Here is a 21,186-nt window from a genome sequence, read left to right as displayed (position 1 = left end):
GATCACCTCATGAACGTGAACACAACGCCCGGCCCAGGGATGCCATGGATAAAGAAACTTGCGTTCCTCGGTCCCGTGGGCGTTCTCTCGTCGTGTTGTACAACACCGCGCGGCCGCATTCCCAAATCGCCTGGCAGACACCGGCCGAGTTCGCCACCACCTTCAATCTGCGACGGTCGCTCGCGCTGCGCTATGCCAAAGGCTCCGCGCCAGCGCCCGCCGCTTCACCCGCCCAGCAGGGCACAACCCACGCCGGAAACGAACTCAAAACTGGATAGAAACTGGGGGCAAGGTCACCGCCTATTGCGGCTGACCCACGAAAGGTTCGTCTCGGTTGCACAGTGAAGCCGACCTGATCGGGTTTTCTTGATGCGGGCGTGCGCCTTAAGCCAGCGCCTCACCCCGGCAGTATTATGGGTGGCATAGTTGTCGACGATGACATGGCGGTCGAGGTCGGTTGCGTTTGCTGATCGATCAGCTTGAGAAAGCGCAGGAACTCGCGGTGCCGATGGCGTGGCATGCAGGTCCCGATAACCTTGCCGTCCAGCATGTTCAACGCGGCGAACAGGGTCGTGGTGCCGTTTCGCTTGTAGTCCTGGGTCATGGTGCCAGCGCGGCCCTTCCTCATGGGCAGCCCGGCTGAGTGCGGTCGAGAGCCTGGATTTGGCTCTTTTCATCGACGCACAGGACCAGCGCCTTGTCCGGCGGATTGAGATAGAGCCCGACCAGTCCTCGACCTTGGCGGCGAAGTTCTTGTCGCTCGAGACTTTGAATGTCTTGACCAGGTGCGGCTTCAGCCCGTGTGCACGCCAGATCCGCTGAATGCTGCTCAAGGATATCCCGGCCGCTGTCGCCATGCTGCGCCGCTCCAATGGGTGGCATTGGGCGGGTTCTCGTGAAGCATCATGTGCACTACCCACTTGATCGTCTCAGGGCTCAGCGGCTTGACGCGCGAGGGCCGGGTGGTGTCCCACAAGAGTCCGTTACCTCCTTGGCCATATAGCGGCGGCCCCAGCGGCGCACCGTAAGCAAGCCCTTTCCAACCGCTGCCGCAATCGCCTCCGCCGTCAACCCGTCGCTTGCCAAAGCACCATCCGCTCTCCAAATTTCTGGGGCGTGTTCCGCCCGACCAGCCGTTCCAAGCGTTCACGATCAGCACCGCTGATCGAAATCCGTTCGATCTTTCTCATCGGCCCAGACTCGCAGGTCTGAGCCGATTTTGAATCCTACGTCAGCATCGGAACACTAGGCCCCTCTCATTGAGCTCACGCATGACCTCCTCGCGATCTTCGCCCATGGTGCGCAGCTCGCCGCCGCAGCTCGCTATCCTCGATCCTCGCAAACACACTCTTGCCTAACGAGTTATGGCAAACACGGCCTCTTCCTCTTGCCTGATTTGGCCAGGGTCTCTGTTGAGCCCCGATGATGGCGGCTGCTCCTGTCGAGATGTGAGAACGTGGTCGATCTTGATTGGCCACAAGCATCGGAAAGGAGACAGCCATGAAGTATGTTGCCGGACTGGACATGTATTTGAAAGAGACCGCGCAGGTCGAGGAGAGCGGCCGGATCGTCAAGGAAACGCGTGCGGCGAGCGAGCCGGAGCCGTTGAGCAAAGCGCTCCGCGAAGTCGGGCTTGCGCTGGAGCGGATCGGCCTGGAAGCGTGCTCGCTGACGGCCTGGCTTCACGACGGATTGCGCGCCGAAGGCCTGCCGGCGATCTGCATCGAGGCGGGTGCCAATGCAGCGATGAAGACGATGCCGAACAAGACCGATCGCGATGCGAGTGACCTACGGGACGGTCCAGAAAAAAGGTGCAGGAGTGGCTTGACGACCCCCAATCAGAGAGGGCTCTTAGCCGCTGATTCAAGGCGAGGGTAACGAAGAACGAATATTACAAACCGACGATTGTCGCTCTCGCCCGTTTGGAAGTACATCTATGCCGGGGTCTCATCGAAGGTGCGTTGATATCGGCATGATTCCACCAGCACGTGACCCATTTCCTCCAGGAGTGAACACGTCGCTTCCAGGGCGCGCCGGACTTCCGCATCCAAATCGATCGCGCCCCATTTGGTCCTTGCCATCCGGATTGGCAAGCTCCTCCACATACCGACGGTTCGGCTGGACTATGAAGAAAGTATCCCCAGGATGAGGACCGGAGAAAACATCGAGCGCGGCAGCCATATCCTATTTCAAGAACAAAAGAGCGACGGCCGTCTAAAGTTAGGCACGAGCCATCTCAAAACGCGATAGCATTACCCGGAAGATTATATTGGCGGACCCGATGCCAAGCGGCACATACTTGGCGGGATAGCGGATCGCACTGTATCCGCCCGTCAACGCCATCCGACAGAAATCGAGCGAACTGAAGTGCAGATCAAAGACGTGCTCCTCGCGCCAGGAAACGGCGCCTTTTTCTACGACGATCAGGCAGCCATAAGAGCCGGTGCCTCGCAGGACGGTTTTGTCTATGTGGGCGATCCCATCACGCCTGACTTCCAATCCATTCGCGTTCCGGCTTGTTCGCTGGGTGTCGGGCTTGTCCTTGTCGACGACACCGTTGTTTGGGGAGATATGATGAGTGTTCAGTATTCTGGTGCCGGTGGACGCGATGCTTTGTTTGAAACCGATCAAATCTCGGATTTGACGTCGCGGATCGTGATGCCTCGGCTTATCGATGTCGATGTGTCTCGCTATCTTGATGCCTGCGCCAAGGTTTTCGAACCTATCGAACACAAGCGGCTGCCTCTCGCGATTGAATACGGGGTCAGCCAGGCGCTCCTACGAGCAGCAGCCCACCTTCAACGTACGACAATGGCGGAGATCGTTTGCAGTGAATTTAACCTACCGCTGCCAACGCTTAGAGTCCCGATTTACTGCCAGAGTGGCGACGCTCGCGAAATCAACGTCGACAAGATGATCCTGAAAGCCGTGGATGTCCTTCCCCACGGCCTGATCAACTCACGCCAGAAATTCGGCGCCGATGGGCAGACCTTCATGGAGTTTGTGAGGTGGGTTGCAACGCGTACGCGCGAACTCGGCCATCCCGGGTATCAGCCGGTGCTGCATTTCGATGTGTATGGCTGGATCGGTATGGAAATTGGCTTGGAGTCGCAACGGATCGCCGACTTCATCTGCAGGGTTGCCGACACCGTTCCCGGTTTCACGCTCAACGTCGAGTCCCCTGCTGACTTTGGTTCCACAGAAGCTCAAATCGAGAATTACGCCCAGATCGTAGCTATTTTGGATAGCCGGGGTTCCAACGCACGCGTTGTCGTCGATGAGAGATGCAATACGCTGGAGGATATTCGGCTCTTTGCCGAAGCCAAGGGCGCGCATCTCATCCAAATCAAGACCCCCGACGTTGGCTCACTTGCCGATACAGCCCGCGCAGTTCTCCTCTGCAAGGAAAACAACGTTGGAGCTTATGTCGGGGGAAGTTGTACCGAGACAGATCTCTCCGCCCAAGCTTCAGTCCATATTTCGGTGGCAACCCAGGCCGGCATGATGCTTGCGAAGCCCGGAATGGGTGTCGACGAGGGATTCTCAATTGTTGGGAATGAACAAAACCGCTTGCTGGCAATGCTGAATCGCCGTCGAGCTCAAAACGAAAACGTTGAATGAAAAGCACGGTGTCAGTATGCAGAACTGTCTTGAGGGGATCACCGTCGTTGCCGTGGAGCAGGCCGTTGCGGCGCCTTATGCGTCGTCTCGTCTTGCTGATGCCGGCGCCCGGGTGATCAAGATCGAGAGGCCGGAAGGGGATTTTGCCCGAAGCTACGACAAGTTGGTTCGGGGGCAGAGCGCTTACTTCGTGTGGCTCAATCGCGGCAAAGAATCGGTGTGTCTGGACCTGAGGTTGGAGGCGGACCGCGAGGTCCTCGACACGCTCATTGCCATTGCTGACGTCTTTATCCAGAATCTGAAGCCGGGCAGTACCGATAAACTCGGCTTCGGATCTGCTGACCTGCGTCGCCGATTTCCACGGTTGATCACCTGCGACATCTCTGGCTTCGGGGATAAAGGGCCGTACTCCCATTTGAAAGCTTATGATCTGATCGTCCAAGCCGAAACAGGTCTATGCGCGATCACGGGCACCCAACAAGGGCCAGCGCGTGTAGGGGTCTCGGTTTGCGACATCTCGGCCGGTATGACGGCACATGGTGCCATTCTTCAGGCCCTCTATCACCGGGAGGTCAGTGGTGAAGGCGCCAGCATCCAGGTGTCTCTGTTCGATGCCGTGGCCGACTGGATGAATGTTCCGGTTCTGCAGAACGACTACAGCAACTACCACACGGTACGCGCAGGCGTGAGACACCCGTCGCTGGCGCCTTATGGCGCCTATCGTTGTGCTGACGGCAAAGACGTCATCTTTTCGGTCCAGAATGACCGCGAATGGATAAATTTCTGCGAGAAATTTCTCAAGCAGCCGGAGCTTACAGGAACGCCTGGTTTTGCTGATAATATGGAGCGCCTTAGTCACCGTGCGCGTCTTGATGAGATCATCGAGAAGCGCTTTTGTGAACTGTCCTGCGATGAAGCAATGCGGCAGCTTGAGGCCGCCGGTTTGGCGTACGGCCGACTGAACGAAGTGGGGGATGTTTCAAACCATCCACACGTTCGGAGAGTTGAGGTTCGCACTCCTGAAGGAGTTGTAGACACAATAGCGCCGGCGGCTATCTTCAACGCCGAGCACCCCTCGCTGCGCCCGGTCCCGGCTCTTGGGGCTCATACCGAGAGTGTCCGCGAGGAGGCTCTGGGACGTTTGCGCGAAAGAGCCGCGTCAGCGTGAGCGCGCATCTTGTCGATAAGGTGGGCGCGCTCGCGATCTATAGAAAGCGTGCACACTTCGGGTCATCTCAGCACATCGGCCGCCCAACAAGCTCAATGCCACCGCCGTCGCAAAAATGACCACAGAGGCGACTCCATGATCAAGAATACCGTTCCGGCGGTTGAAAGGCCGATGTCTGTACCCCGCTGGAGATCCCTGCTCTTCGTTCCCGCTCACGTTCTGCGCTTTGTGGAGGCGGCCCATGAGCGCGGGGCAGACGGCGTCATACTCGACCTCGAGGACTCCGTTCCGCAGGATCAGAAGGATGAGGCACGGCGGCGGCTTCCTGAATCCGTGGCAAAGGTGGCCCGCAAGGGCGCGTCTGCTTTGGTCCGAGTGAATCGTGGTTTGCGCTCCTTGGCGGCCGATCTCGATGCAGCCGTAATAGCTGGTGTTGACGCACTGGTTCTTCCAAAGACGGATTCGGCAGAGTGGGTTTTAGAGATCGCGAATGCGGTTTCAGAACTTGAACGAGAAAGAAATCTTCCGCCGGGACGCATCCGGTTCCTTGCCCAGATCGAGACGCCGGGCGCCCTGCAAAGGCTCGCGGCCATCGCGGCGGCCAATCCCAGGATGGTTGCAATGGCACTTGGTCCTGAAGACTTCACTGCCGCTGTTGGCGGCGCCCCGCAATTCGACCTTCTTCTGGCCCCGAACCTTTCCGTTCTTTTTGCTGCCCGTGCGGCCGGGTTGCTCCCTCTGGGCTTCATAGGAAGCATCGGCGAGTTCTCGGACACTGATAAGCTCCGTGAAGCCACGGCGCATGCGCGACGGCTTGGCTTCGCCGGAGCCTTGGCGATCCATCCGACACAGGTAGCCATATTCAATGAGGCTTTCTCGCCAAGCGTACAAGAAGTCGAGTGGGCCCGCGCTGTTGTTGCAGCGGAGAACGATGCCGCCGCCCGCGGATTGGCTGCATTCTCGTTGAATGGTAAGATGGTTGACCCGCCTGTGGTGCGGCGAGCTCACGAGATTCTGGCTCTCGCCGGCAACTGACCTACTTCCGGTCAATGGTCCGACCGGGGCCCTTTCCCTGCCGTGCGCAAGCAAGTATTACTTGCGGCCCATCTCGTTTCGAGATAAACCCCAAAGGGGCTGGGCGAGTTGACTCAGTTGGGTTAAACCGTGGATATCAGGCAGTTAAAATACTTTGTCGGCGTAGTGGAAGCCGGTAGTTTCACGAAAGCCGCTTCGCTCCTGCATGTCGCTCAGAGCGCCCTTAGCCTCCACGTGCGTCAACTGGAGGAAGGCTTCGGCACTCAGCTGCTGGTACGCGACAGAACCGGCATCAGTGTGACGGCCTCCGGAAGCAAACTGCTTGAGCGGGCGCGCACGATTCTCAGGGAAATTCGACTCACCGAGATAGAACTGACCAACACGGTGGCTTCTCCTTCCGGAGAGGTGACCATTGGCATTCCGTCCGGGGCCGCGCGTGTCCTTAGCGGTCCGCTGCTTGAATCGGTAAGAGACGAGCTGCCAAGGATCTCCCTTAAGATGATTGAGGGCATGACTGGACCCCTGGAAGAATGGATGGCTGCGGGCCGCTTCAATCTGGCTGTCCTCTACCGCACTGCCGAGAGCGCGGGCCGGATGACGGTGCTGGCACGCGAAGAATTTTACCTGGTGGTGCCGCCGGGTGAACCGCCTTTCGAAGACGAGATACCGCTCGCCGGCCTGCATGCGTTCCCACTAGCGGTTCCCATGCGCAACAACAATGTCAGGCGTTCGGTGGCTGATGTGGTTGCGCAGCACGGTTGTGTGCTTGACGTCAGATTCGAAGTCGACTCCCTTTCTACGATCATTAACATGGTCATGGAAGGAAAAGCGTATTCTATCCTTGCCCCGTCGGCCATTCAGAGGGAAGCCTGTCAGGGACAGGTCCGAACGGTTAAAATCATTGATCCAGTGATTACCCGCTCCGTTGTGCTTGCCGTCAACCCCAAAGATGAGCAATCTCCCGCTGTCTCTGCTGTCCGCAAGCTGATCCCCAATGTCACCAGGACATTAATCGAGAGCGGGCAGTGGCCGGCCACGGCTCCGGTCCGAGCTTAGGCATATCCGTCAAACCGAGTCCCAGTGCTATCACGCTTCCACGGCCGGGCCCGAGCCGGCCATCAATCTGGATTCGAGATGGTTTTGGGCGAGATTCCATATTTGACCCAGCGTGACCATCGCGATGAGACTGCAGAGGAGTGAGTCCATGGTCGGGTAACGACTGGTCTCGCATTGGCAGAAATACTCAAGCGGAGCATGGGATGTCCAACGCCACGAGCTATCAGCTTTTCATCAATGGCAGATGGCGAGCCGGGGGTAGCGGAGCCACTCTGCCGGTAATCAATCCGGCGACGGAGATGGTATTTGCCTCGGTGGCCTCGGCGACGATACCGGATCTGGATGAGGCCCTCGCTTCGGCAGAGCGCAGCCGCAATGCCTGGTCCTCACGGCCTGCAAAAGATCGTGGCGAGATTCTCGTAGCAGCCGCCAAAATTCTGGCAGCGAAGGTTGAAGCGGCGGCTAGGGACCTGTCAGCCGAACAGGGAAAGACGATTGCCGAAGCGACAGGTGAGTACGCGCGCGCTGTCGAAACGCTGAAGTGGAACGGAACGCACGCGGAAGAGTTGTCGGCCCCTATTCCGATGGGCCCGAACCGGATGATCGTCCCCGAGCCACTTGGCGTCGTTGCTGCCTTTACGCCTTGGAACTACCCGGCCGTTCTCATCGCCCGCAAGCTCGCCCCTGCTTTGGCGGCAGGCTGCCCGGTGATCCTAAAAGGGGCTGAAGAGACACCGAGCGCGGCTGTCCATTTCGTCGAAGCCTTGCGACAAGCGGGTATCCCGGACGGCGTGGTCAATCTCGTCTTTGGCGTTCCGGTGCAAATATCCCGGCACTTACTTAGCTCGCCGATCGTCAAGGTTCTAACTTTCACGGGCTCTACCGAGGTTGGAAAACAGCTCGCCAAGCTCGCGGCGAACAACTTGCAGCGGTGCATTCTTGAACTCGGTGGGCACTCCCCGGTCGTTGTATGCGAGGATGCCGACTTGGCAAAAGCCATACCGGCAATTTCGGAATACAAGTTCGAGTGCGCGGGTCAGAGCTGCAACGCGCCCAGCAGGATTCTCGTCGCGCGGGCGGTCTATGAGGAATTCCTGTCCCGGACGACGGAAGCCGCCCGCAAGATCAAGATCGGCCCACCGGACGACCCGGCGACGAACATGGGGCCAATGGCGAACGCGCGGCGCATCGAGGCCATGCGGCGTCTGATCGAGGATGCTGTCGATCGCGGCGCCCGCATCGAAACCGGCGGCACCCGCCTTGACCAGCCGGGTTTTTACTGGCCACCGACCATCCTGACAGGGGTGCCAAAGGATGCGAAAGTGCTTCATGACGAGCCGTTTGGGCCGATCCTCACCGTGGCGCCGTTCGACACGATCGAGGAGGCGATCGAAGAAGCCAATGCCACTGAGTATGGCTTGGCCGCCTACTTCTTCACCGGCGCTACCGATACGAAACGGGCGCTGATCGGCGGTCTTTCGGCAGGCGCGATCAGTGTAAATTACCTGAAAGGGGTTTCAGCAGATGCGCCGTATGGAGGCGTCAAACAGAGCGGGTATGGATATGAAGGAGGCGAGCAGGGGGTGCGGAGCTTCCAGAGCCTGAAACTGGTCAACGGGTTCGGTTCATTGGGATGAGATTTCGTGAATAAGACAAGACGGACCATCGCCGGCAAGGATATTACAAAGAGCGTCGCCGACGCTCTTCAATACATTTCATACTACCATCCCCCGGACTATATCCGGTACCTTTCGCAGGCATACACTCGCGAACAGAGCCCGGCGGCGAAGAACGCCATCGGGCAGATCCTGCTGAACTCCCGCATGGCGGCCTTTGGGCGGAGGCCGATCTGCCAGGATACCGGTCTCGTAGTTGTCTTTGCCAAGGTCGGCATGGACGCCCGCATCAAATCAACGGCCAGTTTCGCGGACCTCGTCAATGAGGGCGTCCGCCAGGCATATCTCGACCCGGACAATCCCCTTCGACCATCGATCGTCTCGAATCCGCTTGCCGGGCGGGTGAACACGCGGGACAACACACCAGCAGTCGTCCACGTCGACCTTGTGCAAGGTAACCAGATTGAGATCACCATCGCCGCAAAAGGGGGCGGATCGGAAAACAAGGCACGTTTCACCACCCTGAACCCCAGTGCGTCCGTTGCCGACTGGGTAGTCGACACCGTTTCGACGCTGGGCAGCGGATGGTGTCCGCCCGGCCTGATCTCGGTCGGCATCGGTGGCAGCGCTGAAAAGGCGATGCTGCTGGCGAAGGAGGCCATGAACGAGCCCATCGATATGTCGGAACTGATCGCCAGGGGGGCGTCAAACGCGGAGGAGGCGCTGCGGATCGAGCTTTACGAAAGAATTAATGCGCTAGGCATCGGTGCTCAGGGCCTAGGCGGCCTGACCACGGTCGTGGACGTGAAGGTTGCTACCTATCCTACACATGCCGCGTCGAAGCCCGTCGCGCTCATTCCGCAATGTGCGGCCAACCGACACCTGAAGTTCACCTTGAACGGCTCGGGACCCATCCAGCTCGAGCCACCTGACTTTTCCGAATGGCCCCAGATCGGTCATGAGGATTTGCAAACAACCGACGTCCGGCGGATAAATCTCGATGCGCTCACGAAGGAAGACACGGCATCCTGGCGCTGCGGAGAAACCCTTCTTCTGTCCGGAAAGATGCTGACGGGCCGTGACGCCGCCCACCAGCGAATGATCGATCTGATCGATGCCGGCAAGCCGCTCCCGGTCGATCTGCGGGGACGCGTAATCTACTACGTCGGACCGGTCCGCGCGGTAAGAGATGAGGTCGTCGGGCCGGCTGGCCCGACAACCTCCAGCCGTATGGACGTTTTTACTGAAAAGATACTCGCCGAGACTGGGCTATACGCGATGGTCGGCAAAGCGGAGAGGGGCCCGGCGGCCATCGAGTCGATTGTCAGTCACAGAACGCCCTATCTCATCGCAGTGGGTGGCGCTGCGTACCTGATTTCAAAATCGATCAAGGCGGCGCGGCTCGTTGCCTTTGAAGACCTGGGCATGGAAGCCATCTATGAATTCGAGGTGCAGGACTTGCCGGTCATCATGGCTGTCGATGTTGAGGGAAACTCCATTCACAATTCCGGGCCTCTCGAGTGGCGAAAGCGCATGGCGGCCGATAGCATCGCACGCAGCATCGGCGTTTGAGTCCGCCGGCTGCGCGATCCGACCAGAGTCCCGTCTCGGATTATAGGCCGTATCGGTAACACCAGCGGCCATTTGTGGTTCTGCTCCTCGGCGAGCCAGACAAGAAAGGCTTTCAAGTCGCTCTCGATGCCAAACGCTCAGTGTAAAGACTGCATCGACCTGCCGGCCATGCGATCAATGCTCGGTGCTGTCTAGCTTGCCAATCAGGTCAAGCACCGGACCGGGGCAGGGGAAGGCAAAGCCCAACTGTTCTGCATCCCTTCTGCTTGGTCACCTGACATTCGACAACCTCACACGGACGCGTTTCGGGCCGAAGACAGATATGTCCACTACATTCGCTCGCTTCAATTGATGATAACATTGCTGGGCACCAATTGCCCTTTTCGACCACCGTTTGAGAGCAAGATCATGAAGTCGAAATCCGGCCCCGTGCAACTAGACGCTTGGGATCTGAGGATTCTCTCGGAAATCCAATCAGATGGTCGGATTTCGAAAAGCGAGCTCGCAAAGCGTATTCACCTTTCAGCTTCAGCCTGTTCGGAGCGGCTCCGTGTGCTCGAAGCCGCAGGGGTCATTGAGGGGTTCTACGCGCGCCTCAGTCCAGCCCTCATCGGGGGCATCATCTCTGTAATGGTGGAGGTGGTTTTGGACCGCCATCGTCTCGAGGATCAACGACACTTCGAGACCGCGATCCAAGAGATTCCGGAAATCCTCGACTGCTGGGCTATCGGGGGGCGGATCGACTATCTGATGCGCGTTTCATCGCCTTCGATGGCTGCGTATCAAGATTTCATGGAGGGACTGCTACAGGCCGGTTTGGGGATCGAGCAATACTACAGCCTTGTCGTCACGAAACCAGTGAAATCCAATTCACCAATTCCTTTGTCCTCCCTAAAACAAAGATAAACGCCTGAAGCGCTGATTCCACGGTGATCGGCGCCAATTCCGAGAATCTATTGGCCAAAGACGTACATTGCCGCGAAATCTGAGAGGCATTTCCGGTATAAAGAGCCGGGTCGGCCGGGTGTGCTCCGTCAATTTATCGTGCGGAAAGCAACGATGCGCTTGAGCAATCCGGCAACCGAGAAACTGCGAAAGAAGGATGAAAGCTTATGGCTGCGCACGAAAAGTACAAATTCAAAATCGAAAACGAGAGTTACGAATGGAGCAGTCAGTTCATAACCGGCGCCGAAGTGCGAGGCCTTGGTCCTGGCATACCAGATAGCATGGACTTGTATATGAAAGTAGCAGGCCATCCCGGTCGGCTGGTTGGGGCGGATGACTCAATCGACCTGCGACAGCCGGGGATCGAAAAGTTTTACGCCCAGGATGCAAGCTCCGAAGCCGGAAATGCATAATGCCACTGTTGTTCGATTCTGACTACGAGATTCTTAAAAAAGCCGGTCTCAATTTTGAGGAACAAGAGGGTGCCCGGTTTCTTATATTCAAAAACTTTCCGCTGCCGAAAGGCGTTTATGTGGCAGATGAAAAGCCCGCGGATGCGGTCGATATATTGTATGTCATTCCGCAGAACTACAATATCTCGGGGGGCGACATGTTCTGGGTCCACCCGCGATTGCATAGGGCTGACGGTGGGTTGATACCAAACACTGGCGGGCCTAGTCCCAATGAGGATTCACGTACTCACGCAGGCGTGGTGTTTTGCCGCTGGTCTAGGCACTGGAATGGCAATCCTTGGAAAGCAAAAGTCGACAACGTCCAAACGATTATGGATCGGATTTCGTGGGCGTTTAGATACCCTGACGCGAGGCGTTCATGAACGGACCTCGCATTGCTATTACCGGTTCTCTCGACAGCAGGCTCAAGAGTTTGTTGACGGGGCACCCTGACGGTCACGAGCGCGGCGCGCTGGTTCTCTTCCGCAAAATGGAAAGGGCCGTAGCGGGACTGTCGCAGTCAACGCGTTTTGTGGCGGTTGACGTGATTGAGATGGATGGTGACTGGATACTAGAGAGCTCCCCGGTTCACTTGCGCATTAATCTGCGCAGGTTTCAGGATGTCTACGTTCGTTGCGAGCGGGAGCGAATCGAGTTGGGGTTCGCCCACAGTCATCCAAGAGGCGTTTTGGACTTCTCCACGAAGGATGATCTGAACGAACAAAGCATTCTGAGGGGATACGCTGGCTGCAACGGCCGTGATGTGTCACTTGTTGCGATGGTTTTGGCTGACGGGCAGTGGCGTGCGAGAGTTCGGTCGGGTGCGACCCCTGACGGCGTGACTGATGTCCGGCATGTCTGTGTGCTCGGGACTGACTTGGCAGTTCATCTCGGCAAGGCAGATGATGCCACTTCATCGGAAGTGCTGCGGCGCCAGGAAGCTGCCTTTGGCAAGCCTTTCAACGAGAAGCTCAGATCGTTGCGCATCGCAATCGTCGGAGGTGGTGGAACGGGATCGTCGGTCGCCACACTCGCCGCCCGCGCCGGCGTTGGCGAACTCATCATTATCGATGGGGATTTGCTCGAAGAGAGCAATCTCAATCGCGTCCGCGGATATCGCAGTTATGATATCGGCGAGAGTAAAGCAGCCACGTTGGCCCGATACATACGAGACCTAGGTCTATCGGTAGCTGTCGCTGCCATCCCGGCATATGTGAACGAGTCTCCAGAAGCGATAGATGCAATCTCCAGCGCTGACCTAGTGTTCGGCTGTACTGACGATGTTGCTGGAAGAGAGGTCCTCAATCAGGCAGTGTACTACTATTGCCAAGGCCTTATCGACTGCGGACTCACCGGCAAGATTGATTTCGACCAGGAGCATCAGCCTTATCTGCGTGACCATAGAGGCCGGGTTAGCACAGTTCTTCCCGAATCTGGTGCGTGCTTGAGGTGCCAAGGCGTCGTCACCGAGGAAAAGCTCAGTTACGAGAGTGCGCTAAAGGAACATCCGGAACTCGGGGAGCTGGATCGAGAAACGCTTCGGACGGAGTTCTATCTAGTCGGGGGCGGCGAGCGGGCTCCCGGCGTAGGTCCATTCACCAGTGCGACTGCCGATATGGCCGTAGCGACATTGTTTGATCTGGTGCGCCCCTACCGACGGCTTCCTAGCGACATTAGCCGCGATAATATATGGTACGACTTCGTGCATATGGCAATTCACAGCAATATGTCAAAGGACAATGCCGAATGCTTTTGCTGCGGTCCGAATGGCTTATTGCTCAAGCCTGAGGATGGCTATCGGCTCGATATGCCGTCACTAGGTAAGCCGAGTTAATTCGTATGTGGTCTTGGCTGCTAAGGCTCGTGTGGCGGCTGGAGGAAATCATCCTCGGTCCACGTACTCCAAAAGCATCCAACAGGACTTCTTTTGAGGACCGACTTCCGGGGATAGTTTTCGCTCGGAATGAAGTGGTCGAAAAAACACCTCCGAATGACGGGGTCACGCCAGGACAGTTCATCACGGTCGTGCACAAAGGGCGGCCATACTGGTCGCTCTTTAGGTGTCCCTGTGGCTGTGGCGAGGTCGTTTCGTTACCGATGCATCCGCCGCATAACCCCAGGTGGCGTATCGAACTAAGCCAAGACGCGAGGCCGACTTTGCATCCCTCTGTCTGGAGAAACAAAGGGTGCATGAGCCATTTCTGGCTTAGAGACGGAAGAGTCTACTGGTGTGGGGATACCGGTGTCGAGCCTTGGCGGGCCCGTCCAGATCCATACGAAAGAAGAATCTAGAGCAACGTCCTGGGATCGTGGACCCGATGTGATGCGATGAGGGCGTTCGCAATCGATGAGGAGACCCCGGGCGGCCTTCTCGAGCATTCGGACCCTGCCGCGACACTCAGCGATCTGAACGCCTTCATAACCATTACGCCGCGGATCGGTTTTGAGAGTACGGTGGTAATCCTGATCAGCCCAATGCGTGCTGCCACGACGTGCGCATCAGCTTGTGTGACACGAAGAATGCGTCGTGGAGATTCTGCTGGGAATCTGGGATGGCAGCCCTCGGGCGGTGCAATCTCGAAATACGATGCCCTGGGGCTTTATACTTTCGCAAACATCCGCCGGCGAAAAGAGCACGGCGGCGCGCCTGCATCGATCCCTTTGTCCGCATCAAGGCAGGGGCTAACTCCTAGACCCGAAACCTTGGTTTTTCACTGCGTTCGACACCGATTCCGTGAATTCGTCGGCTAAAGACGTGCATTCCCGCGAAACTCGAGAGGTGTTTGCGAGTATGCTTGTTTTCACTAGGCGGCTGCGTGAGTGTCTTCTGCCTACTGCTCCCGAGGAGAGGGACTATGAGCTTGAGCAATTTGGGGACTGAGCAGCTGCGGGAGAAGGACCGAAGCTTCGTCTTTCATCCGTCTACACACTTGGCCAAGCACAGCCGCGGCGAGACGCCAAACCGGATCATGGCCGGCGCAGAAGGCGTCTACATCTGGGATACGGAGGGTCGGAAAAGTCTCGACGGTTTCGGCGGGCTCTATTGCGTCAATATGGGATATGGATGCACGGAGATTGCCGAGGCTATCGCGCGGCAAGCGCACGAGTTGCCGTTTGCCCATGTCTATGCGAGCCAAGGAACCGAGCCAGTCGCCCTCTTGGCAGAGGCCGTGGTCGAATATTTCGGACAGAACATGCGACGGGTTTACTTCGGCCTTTCCGGCTCCGACGCCAACGAAACCAACATCAAGTTGGTCTGGTACTACAACAACATTCTCGGGCGCCCCGAAAAGAAGAAGATGATCTCGCGGCATCGCGGATATCACGGGTCCGGGCTGGTCACCGGAAGCCTGACAGGGCTTCCCTTTTTTCACGATTTCTTCGACCTGCCTTTGGATTTGGTGCGCCATACGACGACGCCACACTATTATCGCGAGGCGCGCGACGGCGAAAATGAGGAGGCGTTCTCCAGGCGCTGTGCCAACGAACTTGAAGCCCTTATCCTCGCTGAAGGCCCAGAGACCGTTGCAGCCTTCATTGGAGAGCCGGTACTTGGAACCGGCGGCATCGTTCCGCCCCCTAAGGGATACTGGACTGCGATTCAGGGGGTGCTTGACAAGTACGATATCCTTCTTATCGCCGATGAAGTGGTCTGCGGCTTCGCGCGGACCGGTGAGAAATTCGGATCCCACCTCTATGGCATGCGCCCCGATTTCGTAACGATCGCCAAGGGCCTGAGTTCAGCCTACCTGCCCATCTCCGGGTCAATTATCGGCGACCGCGTCTGGTCAGTATTGGAACAGGGAACGGAAAAGCACGGCCCACTCGGCCATGGCTGGACATATTCCGGCCACACGCTTTGCGCGGCGGCCGCGCTTGCTAATATCAAACTGCTAAAGGAAAGAAATATCCTAGAACATGTTCGGGACGTTGGACCCTATTGGCAAGCCCGGATGAAAGCCGAACTGGAGCGACATCCCATTGTTGGCGAGGTTCGCGGCGTCGGCATTCTATCCGCCGTGGAGCTAATGCGGGATCCGAAGGGGCGGGTACCATTCGAACCCGGACTTCAGGTCGGCGTACGCGCCGCCGCTGCTCTGTTTGAAAATGGTGTCATAGGCCGCGCCATGCCGCATGGCGATATCCTCGGCTTTGCCCCACCTCTGATCATTACCCGAAAAGAGATCGACATCATCGTCGACGCAACCGCGAAATCAGTCGATACGACCTATCGCGCGCTGAAGGCGGAGGGCGCGATATGATCTGAACGTCCCGGATGAGCCTCTCAATCAGATCGACCGGGATATCACGTCCGGCAGATGAGCTGGCGAGCGCAAAGCCACGCTCTTGGCTTTTAAGGCTACTTGCATGGAGGGTCTGCGAGTCGATGCCGAAATGCGACGCCAATCCCGAAACACACAGTACGTACCGCCTTCGCGTCCAAGACGGGACGTAGGGCTGCTGCAAGAATTGTAGAGGTGACGCTCTCAGAGACCACAGACTGCAATCTACCGTCAGGCTGAGCTGCTCCATGGAGACAGTCCCAACAGCGCGCAAACAGACATCCCGACCAGATGAAGTGCAAACCCAAGAGGACAACTGTCACCTGCTAGCAGATGACGCTGGAATGAGGTCTCGGTGTCGATAAGAGCGCCGTCGAAGCACATGTCGCCCTCCCAAGGCGCACCGGCCCGGCACGGAGCTCAGTCTCCGGCCGGGCCTTCTACCCTGAATGGCTGCGCTTTGGCCGGCCCTTCTTGCCTCCTATGTGAGGAGCCAGAACTCACTGCAGTTTAGCTATGCAAGACGCTTTTCATAGATTTGTAGAGCAGATAGCAGACAGCGCTGACGCGACGGACCTGCGCAACGCTCTGGGCGAGATTGCCTCTTCGCTCGATTTGCCGTCTTTTGCCTATCTTTTCCCTTCGCCTGGCAAGGGCCGCAAGGTGCGCCTGATTTCCACCTACCCTCAATCCTGGACATCTCACTACCTTCACAGTCGGTATGAAAAGATTGACCCCGTTATCCATCAGGCGCGTGGTGGTCAGGAACCGTTCAACTGGGATGCGCACGGTCCTGATCTCGAACTATCGACGCAGCAGCGACAATTGATGGATGAGGCGACGCAATTTGGCATTCACTGCGGCTTCACGATCCCGATCCATGACAGCACCGGTACTTTTGCAGCACTGACCTTCGCCTCCGATGAAAGGCGACCACCGTTCTTTCGCCTGATTGATCGATATGATCGCGTGCTGCAGCTCATCGCGGTCTTCTTCCATCTTCATGCCTGTCGCAAGCTGGCCGACGGCAGGACCGTGGCTGGCGTTGCCCTATCGCGAAGGGAAATGGAATGTCTGAAGTGGGCGGCTCGCGGCAAGACGGCGTGGGAGATCGGCCGCATCCTTGGGATCAGTCGGCGCACCGCGGCCTTTCATCGGGATAACGCCAGGGATAAGCTTGGAGTGAAGACGGCTATTCAGGCAGCTGTTCGGCTTGCACTGTCCCGGCCATCTCTCTTCACCTGATCTCCGAAACCTGGGCACATACACAGGTTGTATCAACTCCGGCCTTTGCCTTCAATCGCAGGTGTTATCCATGCGAGGGAGAAGGCCATCATGATGCAGTTGATCACGCCGGATTGTTACGCTGAGTTCAGCGACGAGCTCGAGCAGATGCATCGCTTGCGGTATCGCGTTTTCAGGGATCGACTTGATTGGGACGTTTCGTTCAGCGGTGGCTTTGAGGTCGATCCGTTCGACGCGCTTCGTCCCCATTACCTATTGCTGCGTGCGCCCGCCGGAGGCATCGACGGCTGCGTGCGCCTGTTGCCGACTACAGGACCGACGATGCTGCGCGATAGCTTCTTCGCTCTCCTTGCCGACCGTCCAGCGCCGGAAGATCCGCGTGTTTGGGAAAGCAGCCGTTTTGCGCTTGATCTGCCGCCTTCCGCGCCCAAACAGGCGGGCATCGCAATTGGCACCTACGAGCTGTTTGCCGGAATGGTTGAGTTTGGTTTGTCACGCGGTCTGCCCAGCATCGTCACCGTAACCGATCTGCGCATAGAGCGCATCTTGCGTCGCGCCGGCTGGCCACTCGAACGGCTGTCCGATCCGCAAACAATTGGCAACACACGCGCCGTTGCCGGATATCTCGACGTCTCGAGAGAGAGCTTGGAAGCCCTCCATCGCAATGGCGGGCTCAAGGGCCCGGTCCTGTGGACCCCGGTCATTAAGATCGCCTGAGCCTGCAATCCAACCCTTTCTGGAAATAATGCAATGGACGAAACAAGACCTGGCCCTGCGTGGCCGGACTGGCAAGATGATGATGCCTATGGCTATGTCGAGCGGCTGACCAGCCGAGGCTGGGCCTGGGAATTCCTCAGGCGCAATCCGGACTTCCAGAACGATCTGGCGAACGCGCTGCGCCGTGCCGAGCGTACGAACGCCGGGGCCGTGGACATAATCAGCCTGCCGTCGAACACTGCCGATCTTTCGCGGTGGGGCCTTCTGTTTTGCAAGCTCGAAAGCAAATGATGCGAGCGTCTTCTGGTGCCCCCGCCAATGTCCGCATGTTTTGCCCCTTGCTGCCGAAAGAGCGGCGCGGCCTGGCGGGATCGACGTGCTCGATCTCGCCGCGCGCTCCTGCCGCATCTCCATACTCGTTACGGGAGACGGGCATCAGCACGTCCTTGTCGAGGACAATGGCAGGAGCTTGCAGTTGGCTGCTTCAGGCGTCAGCCTCCTCGAACCTGTGCGATTGACTTCCTCCGTCTTCTGGCCGCCTGAGGAACTCAAGCAACGCCTGAACGGGATGGAATGTCTGAACGGCCTCCGTTCGACCGGAAGGCTGCAATCGGGATTCTTTCCAACCGAACCCCGTCGCACGCGGTTGCGCCGAGTCTTGCGTGCGCTCGATGGCTCCATCGCTGGCGCGCCACACCGCGAGATCGGCCTCGCCCTCTTCGGTAGAACCCGCGTCGAGCAGGACTGGGCCGACCCCGGTGACCATCTTCGCGACAGCGTCCGCCGTGCAGTCAGACGCGGGCGCTCGCTTATGAACGGTGGGTATAAGCGGTTTCTTCTATAGTGATCGTCACTATCAGGCCTCTTGGCCAGAGAACAGCTCTTTGTACCCCGCGATCACCAGCCAGTGGGCGCGCGCGAGATGGCTGCGAACCGCCTTTTGGGCGCGAGCCGGCTCTTGCACTGGATCGATGCCCAATATCGCCTGCGCCATCTCTTCTTCGCTGGCATTCCCGGCGCATGCGTCTATGAGTCTCAGATAGATCCTGAAGTGCTCATTGTCATAAGCGGTCAGGCTCTCCGCCCAGGGGACCTCGTCGGCAACGGCAGGTTGGAGCAATCTGTCTTCCATCTCATATCTCGCTATGAATTATCCCGCGTCCGCCTTTGACTGGACAATATCCTAAACTGGGATAATCCGAAACTGGGATTAGTCGGTGAGCCAGTTCTTTCTGGCCGGTTCGTCTGATGCCGAAATCCCTTCGATCACCTCGCCAGCGCTGGCTGCTGAAAAGGTTGATAGCGGCGCGCAAAAATATCGGATTCACCCAGAGCCAGGTTGCTGAAATGCTAAGCCGCCCGCAGTCGTTCGTCGCCAAGTATGAGGGTGGTGAACGTGGGCTGGACGTAATTGAGTTTCTCGACGTAACCGAGGCTCTCAAAATCGATCCTTGCGAGCTTCTGGCACAAATGCGTCGCTCTCGTGACCTGTAGATGGCGTTGCGCTTTGTTTGGGTGTCAAAGTTCACGATTTACGTCCTTGAGTTCTTGGATCAGCGGGATTTGCCCTCGCTAAAGTGATGCCGTGCAGCCGCTCCCCTTTGTTGTCTCTGATTTTTGTAGAGAATCCTCCGTGGTGAAATCCTCGACAAGAGGTGCTTCTCGTGCATGGAAATCCGAGAGGTCTTTGCCCGCAATCTGCGTAGGCAGCGCCAAAAAAGAAATTGTCGCAGGGAGCGCTGGCGCATGAGGCTGGCGTCGACCGAACATATGTCAGCGCACTTGAGCGCCGGTCTATGCCGCCAGCATTGATATGGTGGCAAAGCTCGCCAGAGTGCTCGGAATCGAGCCGCCCGATTTACTCAACCCTCATTCTGAATAGATCTGGAAGCAGGGACGAAATCGCGGTTGATGAGACTCGACCAGAAGGTTTCCAGGCATTCATGCTGCTGACAGGAGCGCCCGCGCGCCTGACGACGCGCACCAGGTGCTCGTGAACCGAGCCCGCTTTTCTTCGGCAAGCTCAGGCGGTCTCGGCCATTCGGCTTCGCCCCTTGGCGTGGGCAGCCCTTCGGGCTGAGACGGCCGCCGCCCTTGCGGGCGGCGCGGTTTGTCGGTTGGCCTTGCCCGGTGGCGCGGCTATTGGTGAGCGGAGGATGAAACGATGCATGCAAACAGCAAGCGTACCACCAGCGGAGAGGCTGGCGCAGGCAAAGGCGGGCGCCCGGGCGCCAGCCTTTATCAGGAGATCACCGACCGCATCATTGCCGAAAGATCACCGACCGCATCATTGCCGAACTGGAGCGCGGCACCGTGCCATGGGTCAAGCCATGGGGCAGGGCAAAGGCAGGCCTTGGCCTGCCGAGGAATGCTCCGGGCGCCATCCACCGCTCCTGCAGCAAAAGAACAGCAGCTGTCGCAGCATGGCTGAACAAGGCATCTTGTCGGCGTCGAGGGAGCTCCGTGCTCGCCTTACGCAGGCGCATAGCTCTGACATGACGTCCGGGAGACTGATGCTGGGCAAAGACCCTAACTTTGGCATTCCATCAACAATACCCAATAGCCATCCTGGTCCGAAGCGCATCTAAGCACCTCCATTTCAGGCGTTCGTCGAGCCCGCATTGACCACGAGGTACCCTTCTTGGTTCGCTGGAGGAGGGCGGCCGCCCCTCGACAACCGCTTCTTCAGTTGTCGCCCGTTCAGGGCCGACGGAAAAAGGGCGCACAAGGCGCCCTTCATTTCGATCGGCTATCAGCAGGTGCCTTCGCTTTCGTTATCAGAAGCGGTAGGTGACACCTGCGCCTATCAACCAGGGATCGAGCTCCGCCTTCCCCGTCAGCTTCGCGCCGTCGACCGTGACGTCGAAGTCTGGCTTGAGGAAAACCTTCTTCACGTCGAGGTTGACGCCCCAGTGCTGATCCACCATGTAGTCGAACCCGACCTGCAGCGCGGTGCCGAACGTGTTCTTAACATGGAGAGCATCTGCACTGCCGACGTCCTGGTTATAAAAGATCGTGTAGTTCACGCCGGCGCCGACATACGGCTTGAATGCGCCGAAATCGGTAAAATGATACTGCAACGTGAGCGTGGGTGGCAGCAGCCAAACCTTGCCGACATTGCCCAGCGCGCCGATCGCTCCTTGGCCCTCGATATTCGCGTAGGTGGTGCCGAGTATGAGCTCGGCGGCGATGTTGTCCGTGAAGAAATAGGAGATATCGAGTTCCGGCGTCACGGTGTTCGAATACGAAAGATCGGAGCCGGGCACTGCATTGACGTAGCCCGAATCCTCAGTGACGACCCCCAACGCACGCAGGCGGATCTGCCAAGGGCTTGGCGCTTCCGTGACCGAGGCTCCCGCCTGCGGGACGCTCCCCGCTTGCGCAAGGTCCGCCGCGACGGCCTGCTGTCCTATCACAATGAGGACAACGGCCGCTATTACTCCCCGCGCCGCGCGCATTTGGTTTCTCGCCATGAT

Annotated in this window: 21 protein-coding genes and 3 pseudogenes; 21 read left to right on the top strand and 3 right to left on the bottom strand. The window is 58.1% G+C overall.

The genetic code is table 11. From position 1 onward, the window contains the following. Positions 1-278, top strand: a pseudogene (locus tag NKH30_RS25740) (IS3 family transposase); the annotation flags it as partial. Positions 279-397: 119 nt separating this feature from the next. Here NKH30_RS25740 and NKH30_RS33250 read toward each other — a convergent pair. Next, a complete protein-coding gene (locus NKH30_RS33250; RefSeq protein ID WP_502911520.1) occupies positions 398-604 on the bottom strand; it encodes a hypothetical protein in 207 nt (68 codons plus the stop codon). 896 nt (positions 605-1,500) lie between these two features. Here NKH30_RS33250 and NKH30_RS25730 point away from each other — a divergent pair. From NKH30_RS25730 to NKH30_RS25650, 17 genes and pseudogenes are all read left to right on the top strand, one after another. Further along, positions 1,501-1,779: pseudogene (locus tag NKH30_RS25730) on the top strand (IS110 family transposase); the annotation flags it as partial. A gap of 588 nt (positions 1,780-2,367) precedes the next feature. Beyond that, a complete protein-coding gene (locus NKH30_RS25725; protein WP_352997472.1) occupies positions 2,368-3,621 on the top strand; it encodes a methylaspartate ammonia-lyase in 1,254 nt (417 codons plus the stop codon). A 16-nt stretch (positions 3,622-3,637) separates the two neighbouring features. After that, positions 3,638-4,789 carry a CaiB/BaiF CoA transferase family protein gene (locus NKH30_RS25720; protein ID WP_352997478.1) on the top strand — a complete coding sequence of 384 codons (1,152 nt, stop codon included), beginning with the start codon at positions 3,638-3,640 and terminating at the stop codon, positions 4,787-4,789. Between the two features lie 135 nt (positions 4,790-4,924). Further along, on the top strand, positions 4,925-5,824 hold the full coding sequence (locus NKH30_RS25715) for an HpcH/HpaI aldolase/citrate lyase family protein (protein ID WP_352997471.1): 900 nt from the start codon (positions 4,925-4,927) through the stop codon (positions 5,822-5,824). Between the two features lie 129 nt (positions 5,825-5,953). Beyond that, on the top strand, positions 5,954-6,880 hold the full coding sequence (locus NKH30_RS25710) for a LysR family transcriptional regulator (protein WP_352997470.1): 927 nt from the start codon (positions 5,954-5,956) through the stop codon (positions 6,878-6,880). Between the two features lie 203 nt (positions 6,881-7,083). Continuing rightward, entirely contained in the window at positions 7,084-8,517 is a 1,434-nt protein-coding gene (locus NKH30_RS25705; protein ID WP_352997469.1) for an NAD-dependent succinate-semialdehyde dehydrogenase, read from the top strand. A gap of 6 nt (positions 8,518-8,523) precedes the next feature. Further along, a complete protein-coding gene (locus NKH30_RS25700; protein WP_352997468.1) occupies positions 8,524-10,068 on the top strand; it encodes a fumarate hydratase in 1,545 nt (514 codons plus the stop codon). 408 nt (positions 10,069-10,476) lie between these two features. Beyond that, a complete protein-coding gene (locus NKH30_RS25695; RefSeq protein WP_352997467.1) occupies positions 10,477-10,974 on the top strand; it encodes an Lrp/AsnC family transcriptional regulator in 498 nt (165 codons plus the stop codon). Positions 10,975-11,180: 206 nt separating this feature from the next. Further along, positions 11,181-11,426 (top strand): multiubiquitin domain-containing protein, encoded by a 246-nt coding sequence (locus tag NKH30_RS25690; RefSeq protein WP_352532161.1) that lies wholly within the window; start codon positions 11,181-11,183, stop codon positions 11,424-11,426. Continuing rightward, a complete protein-coding gene (locus NKH30_RS25685; RefSeq protein ID WP_352532159.1) occupies positions 11,426-11,848 on the top strand; it encodes an E2/UBC family protein in 423 nt (140 codons plus the stop codon). Before NKH30_RS25690 ends, NKH30_RS25685 begins: the two co-directional genes overlap by 1 nt. After that, positions 11,845-13,299, top strand: coding sequence for a HesA/MoeB/ThiF family protein (locus NKH30_RS25680; protein WP_352997466.1), 1,455 nt, complete (start codon positions 11,845-11,847; stop codon positions 13,297-13,299). Before NKH30_RS25685 ends, NKH30_RS25680 begins: the two co-directional genes overlap by 4 nt. 5 nt (positions 13,300-13,304) lie before the next feature. Continuing rightward, complete coding sequence (locus tag NKH30_RS25675) at positions 13,305-13,757, top strand: ubiquitination-like system serine protease family protein (RefSeq protein ID WP_352997465.1); 453 nt, start codon at positions 13,305-13,307, stop codon at positions 13,755-13,757. 563 nt (positions 13,758-14,320) lie between these two features. Beyond that, positions 14,321-15,727: an aminotransferase gene (locus NKH30_RS25670; RefSeq protein WP_352997464.1), complete on the top strand. Its 1,407-nt coding sequence runs from the start codon at positions 14,321-14,323 to the stop codon at positions 15,725-15,727. A 537-nt stretch (positions 15,728-16,264) separates the two neighbouring features. Next, the gene (locus NKH30_RS25665; protein WP_352746467.1) at positions 16,265-16,993 is read left to right on the top strand and encodes a helix-turn-helix transcriptional regulator; all 729 of its coding nucleotides are present in this window, start codon (positions 16,265-16,267) and stop codon (positions 16,991-16,993) included. A 90-nt stretch (positions 16,994-17,083) separates the two neighbouring features. Then, entirely contained in the window at positions 17,084-17,710 is a 627-nt protein-coding gene (locus NKH30_RS25660; RefSeq protein ID WP_352997463.1) for an acyl-homoserine-lactone synthase, read from the top strand. Between the two features lie 33 nt (positions 17,711-17,743). Beyond that, positions 17,744-18,001 carry a transcriptional regulator domain-containing protein gene (locus tag NKH30_RS25655; RefSeq protein WP_352746472.1) on the top strand — a complete coding sequence of 86 codons (258 nt, stop codon included), beginning with the start codon at positions 17,744-17,746 and terminating at the stop codon, positions 17,999-18,001. Between the two features lie 277 nt (positions 18,002-18,278). Further along, complete coding sequence (locus NKH30_RS25650) at positions 18,279-18,554, top strand: DNA -binding domain-containing protein (RefSeq protein WP_352746552.1); 276 nt, start codon at positions 18,279-18,281, stop codon at positions 18,552-18,554. A gap of 12 nt (positions 18,555-18,566) precedes the next feature. Here the strand turns inward: NKH30_RS25650 and NKH30_RS25645 are convergent, their stop codons facing one another. After that, positions 18,567-18,842 carry a DNA -binding domain-containing protein gene (locus tag NKH30_RS25645; RefSeq protein ID WP_352473864.1) on the bottom strand — a complete coding sequence of 92 codons (276 nt, stop codon included), beginning with the start codon at positions 18,840-18,842 and terminating at the stop codon, positions 18,567-18,569. Between the two features lie 116 nt (positions 18,843-18,958). Between NKH30_RS25645 and NKH30_RS25640 the strand changes: the two genes are divergently transcribed. From NKH30_RS25640 to NKH30_RS33245, 3 genes and pseudogenes are all read left to right on the top strand, one after another. Next, a complete protein-coding gene (locus NKH30_RS25640; RefSeq protein ID WP_352755772.1) occupies positions 18,959-19,204 on the top strand; it encodes a helix-turn-helix domain-containing protein in 246 nt (81 codons plus the stop codon). 174 nt (positions 19,205-19,378) lie between these two features. Further along, positions 19,379-19,592, top strand: a pseudogene (locus tag NKH30_RS25635) (helix-turn-helix domain-containing protein). A gap of 431 nt (positions 19,593-20,023) precedes the next feature. Further along, positions 20,024-20,209, top strand: coding sequence for a hypothetical protein (locus tag NKH30_RS33245; RefSeq protein WP_502911519.1), 186 nt, complete (start codon positions 20,024-20,026; stop codon positions 20,207-20,209). 278 nt (positions 20,210-20,487) lie between these two features. On the opposite strand, the gene NKH30_RS25625 is transcribed toward NKH30_RS33245, so the two are convergent. Beyond that, positions 20,488-21,168, bottom strand: a complete 681-nt coding sequence (locus tag NKH30_RS25625; protein ID WP_352997477.1) for an OmpW/AlkL family protein — start codon at positions 21,166-21,168, stop codon at positions 20,488-20,490. Positions 21,169-21,186 lie beyond the last annotated feature (18 nt).

This window comes from Mesorhizobium sp. M1273 (assembly GCF_040318195.1).
Lineage (GTDB): Bacteria > Pseudomonadota > Alphaproteobacteria > Rhizobiales > Rhizobiaceae > Mesorhizobium.
This window is presented reverse-complemented; position numbering and strand designations above follow the sequence as displayed.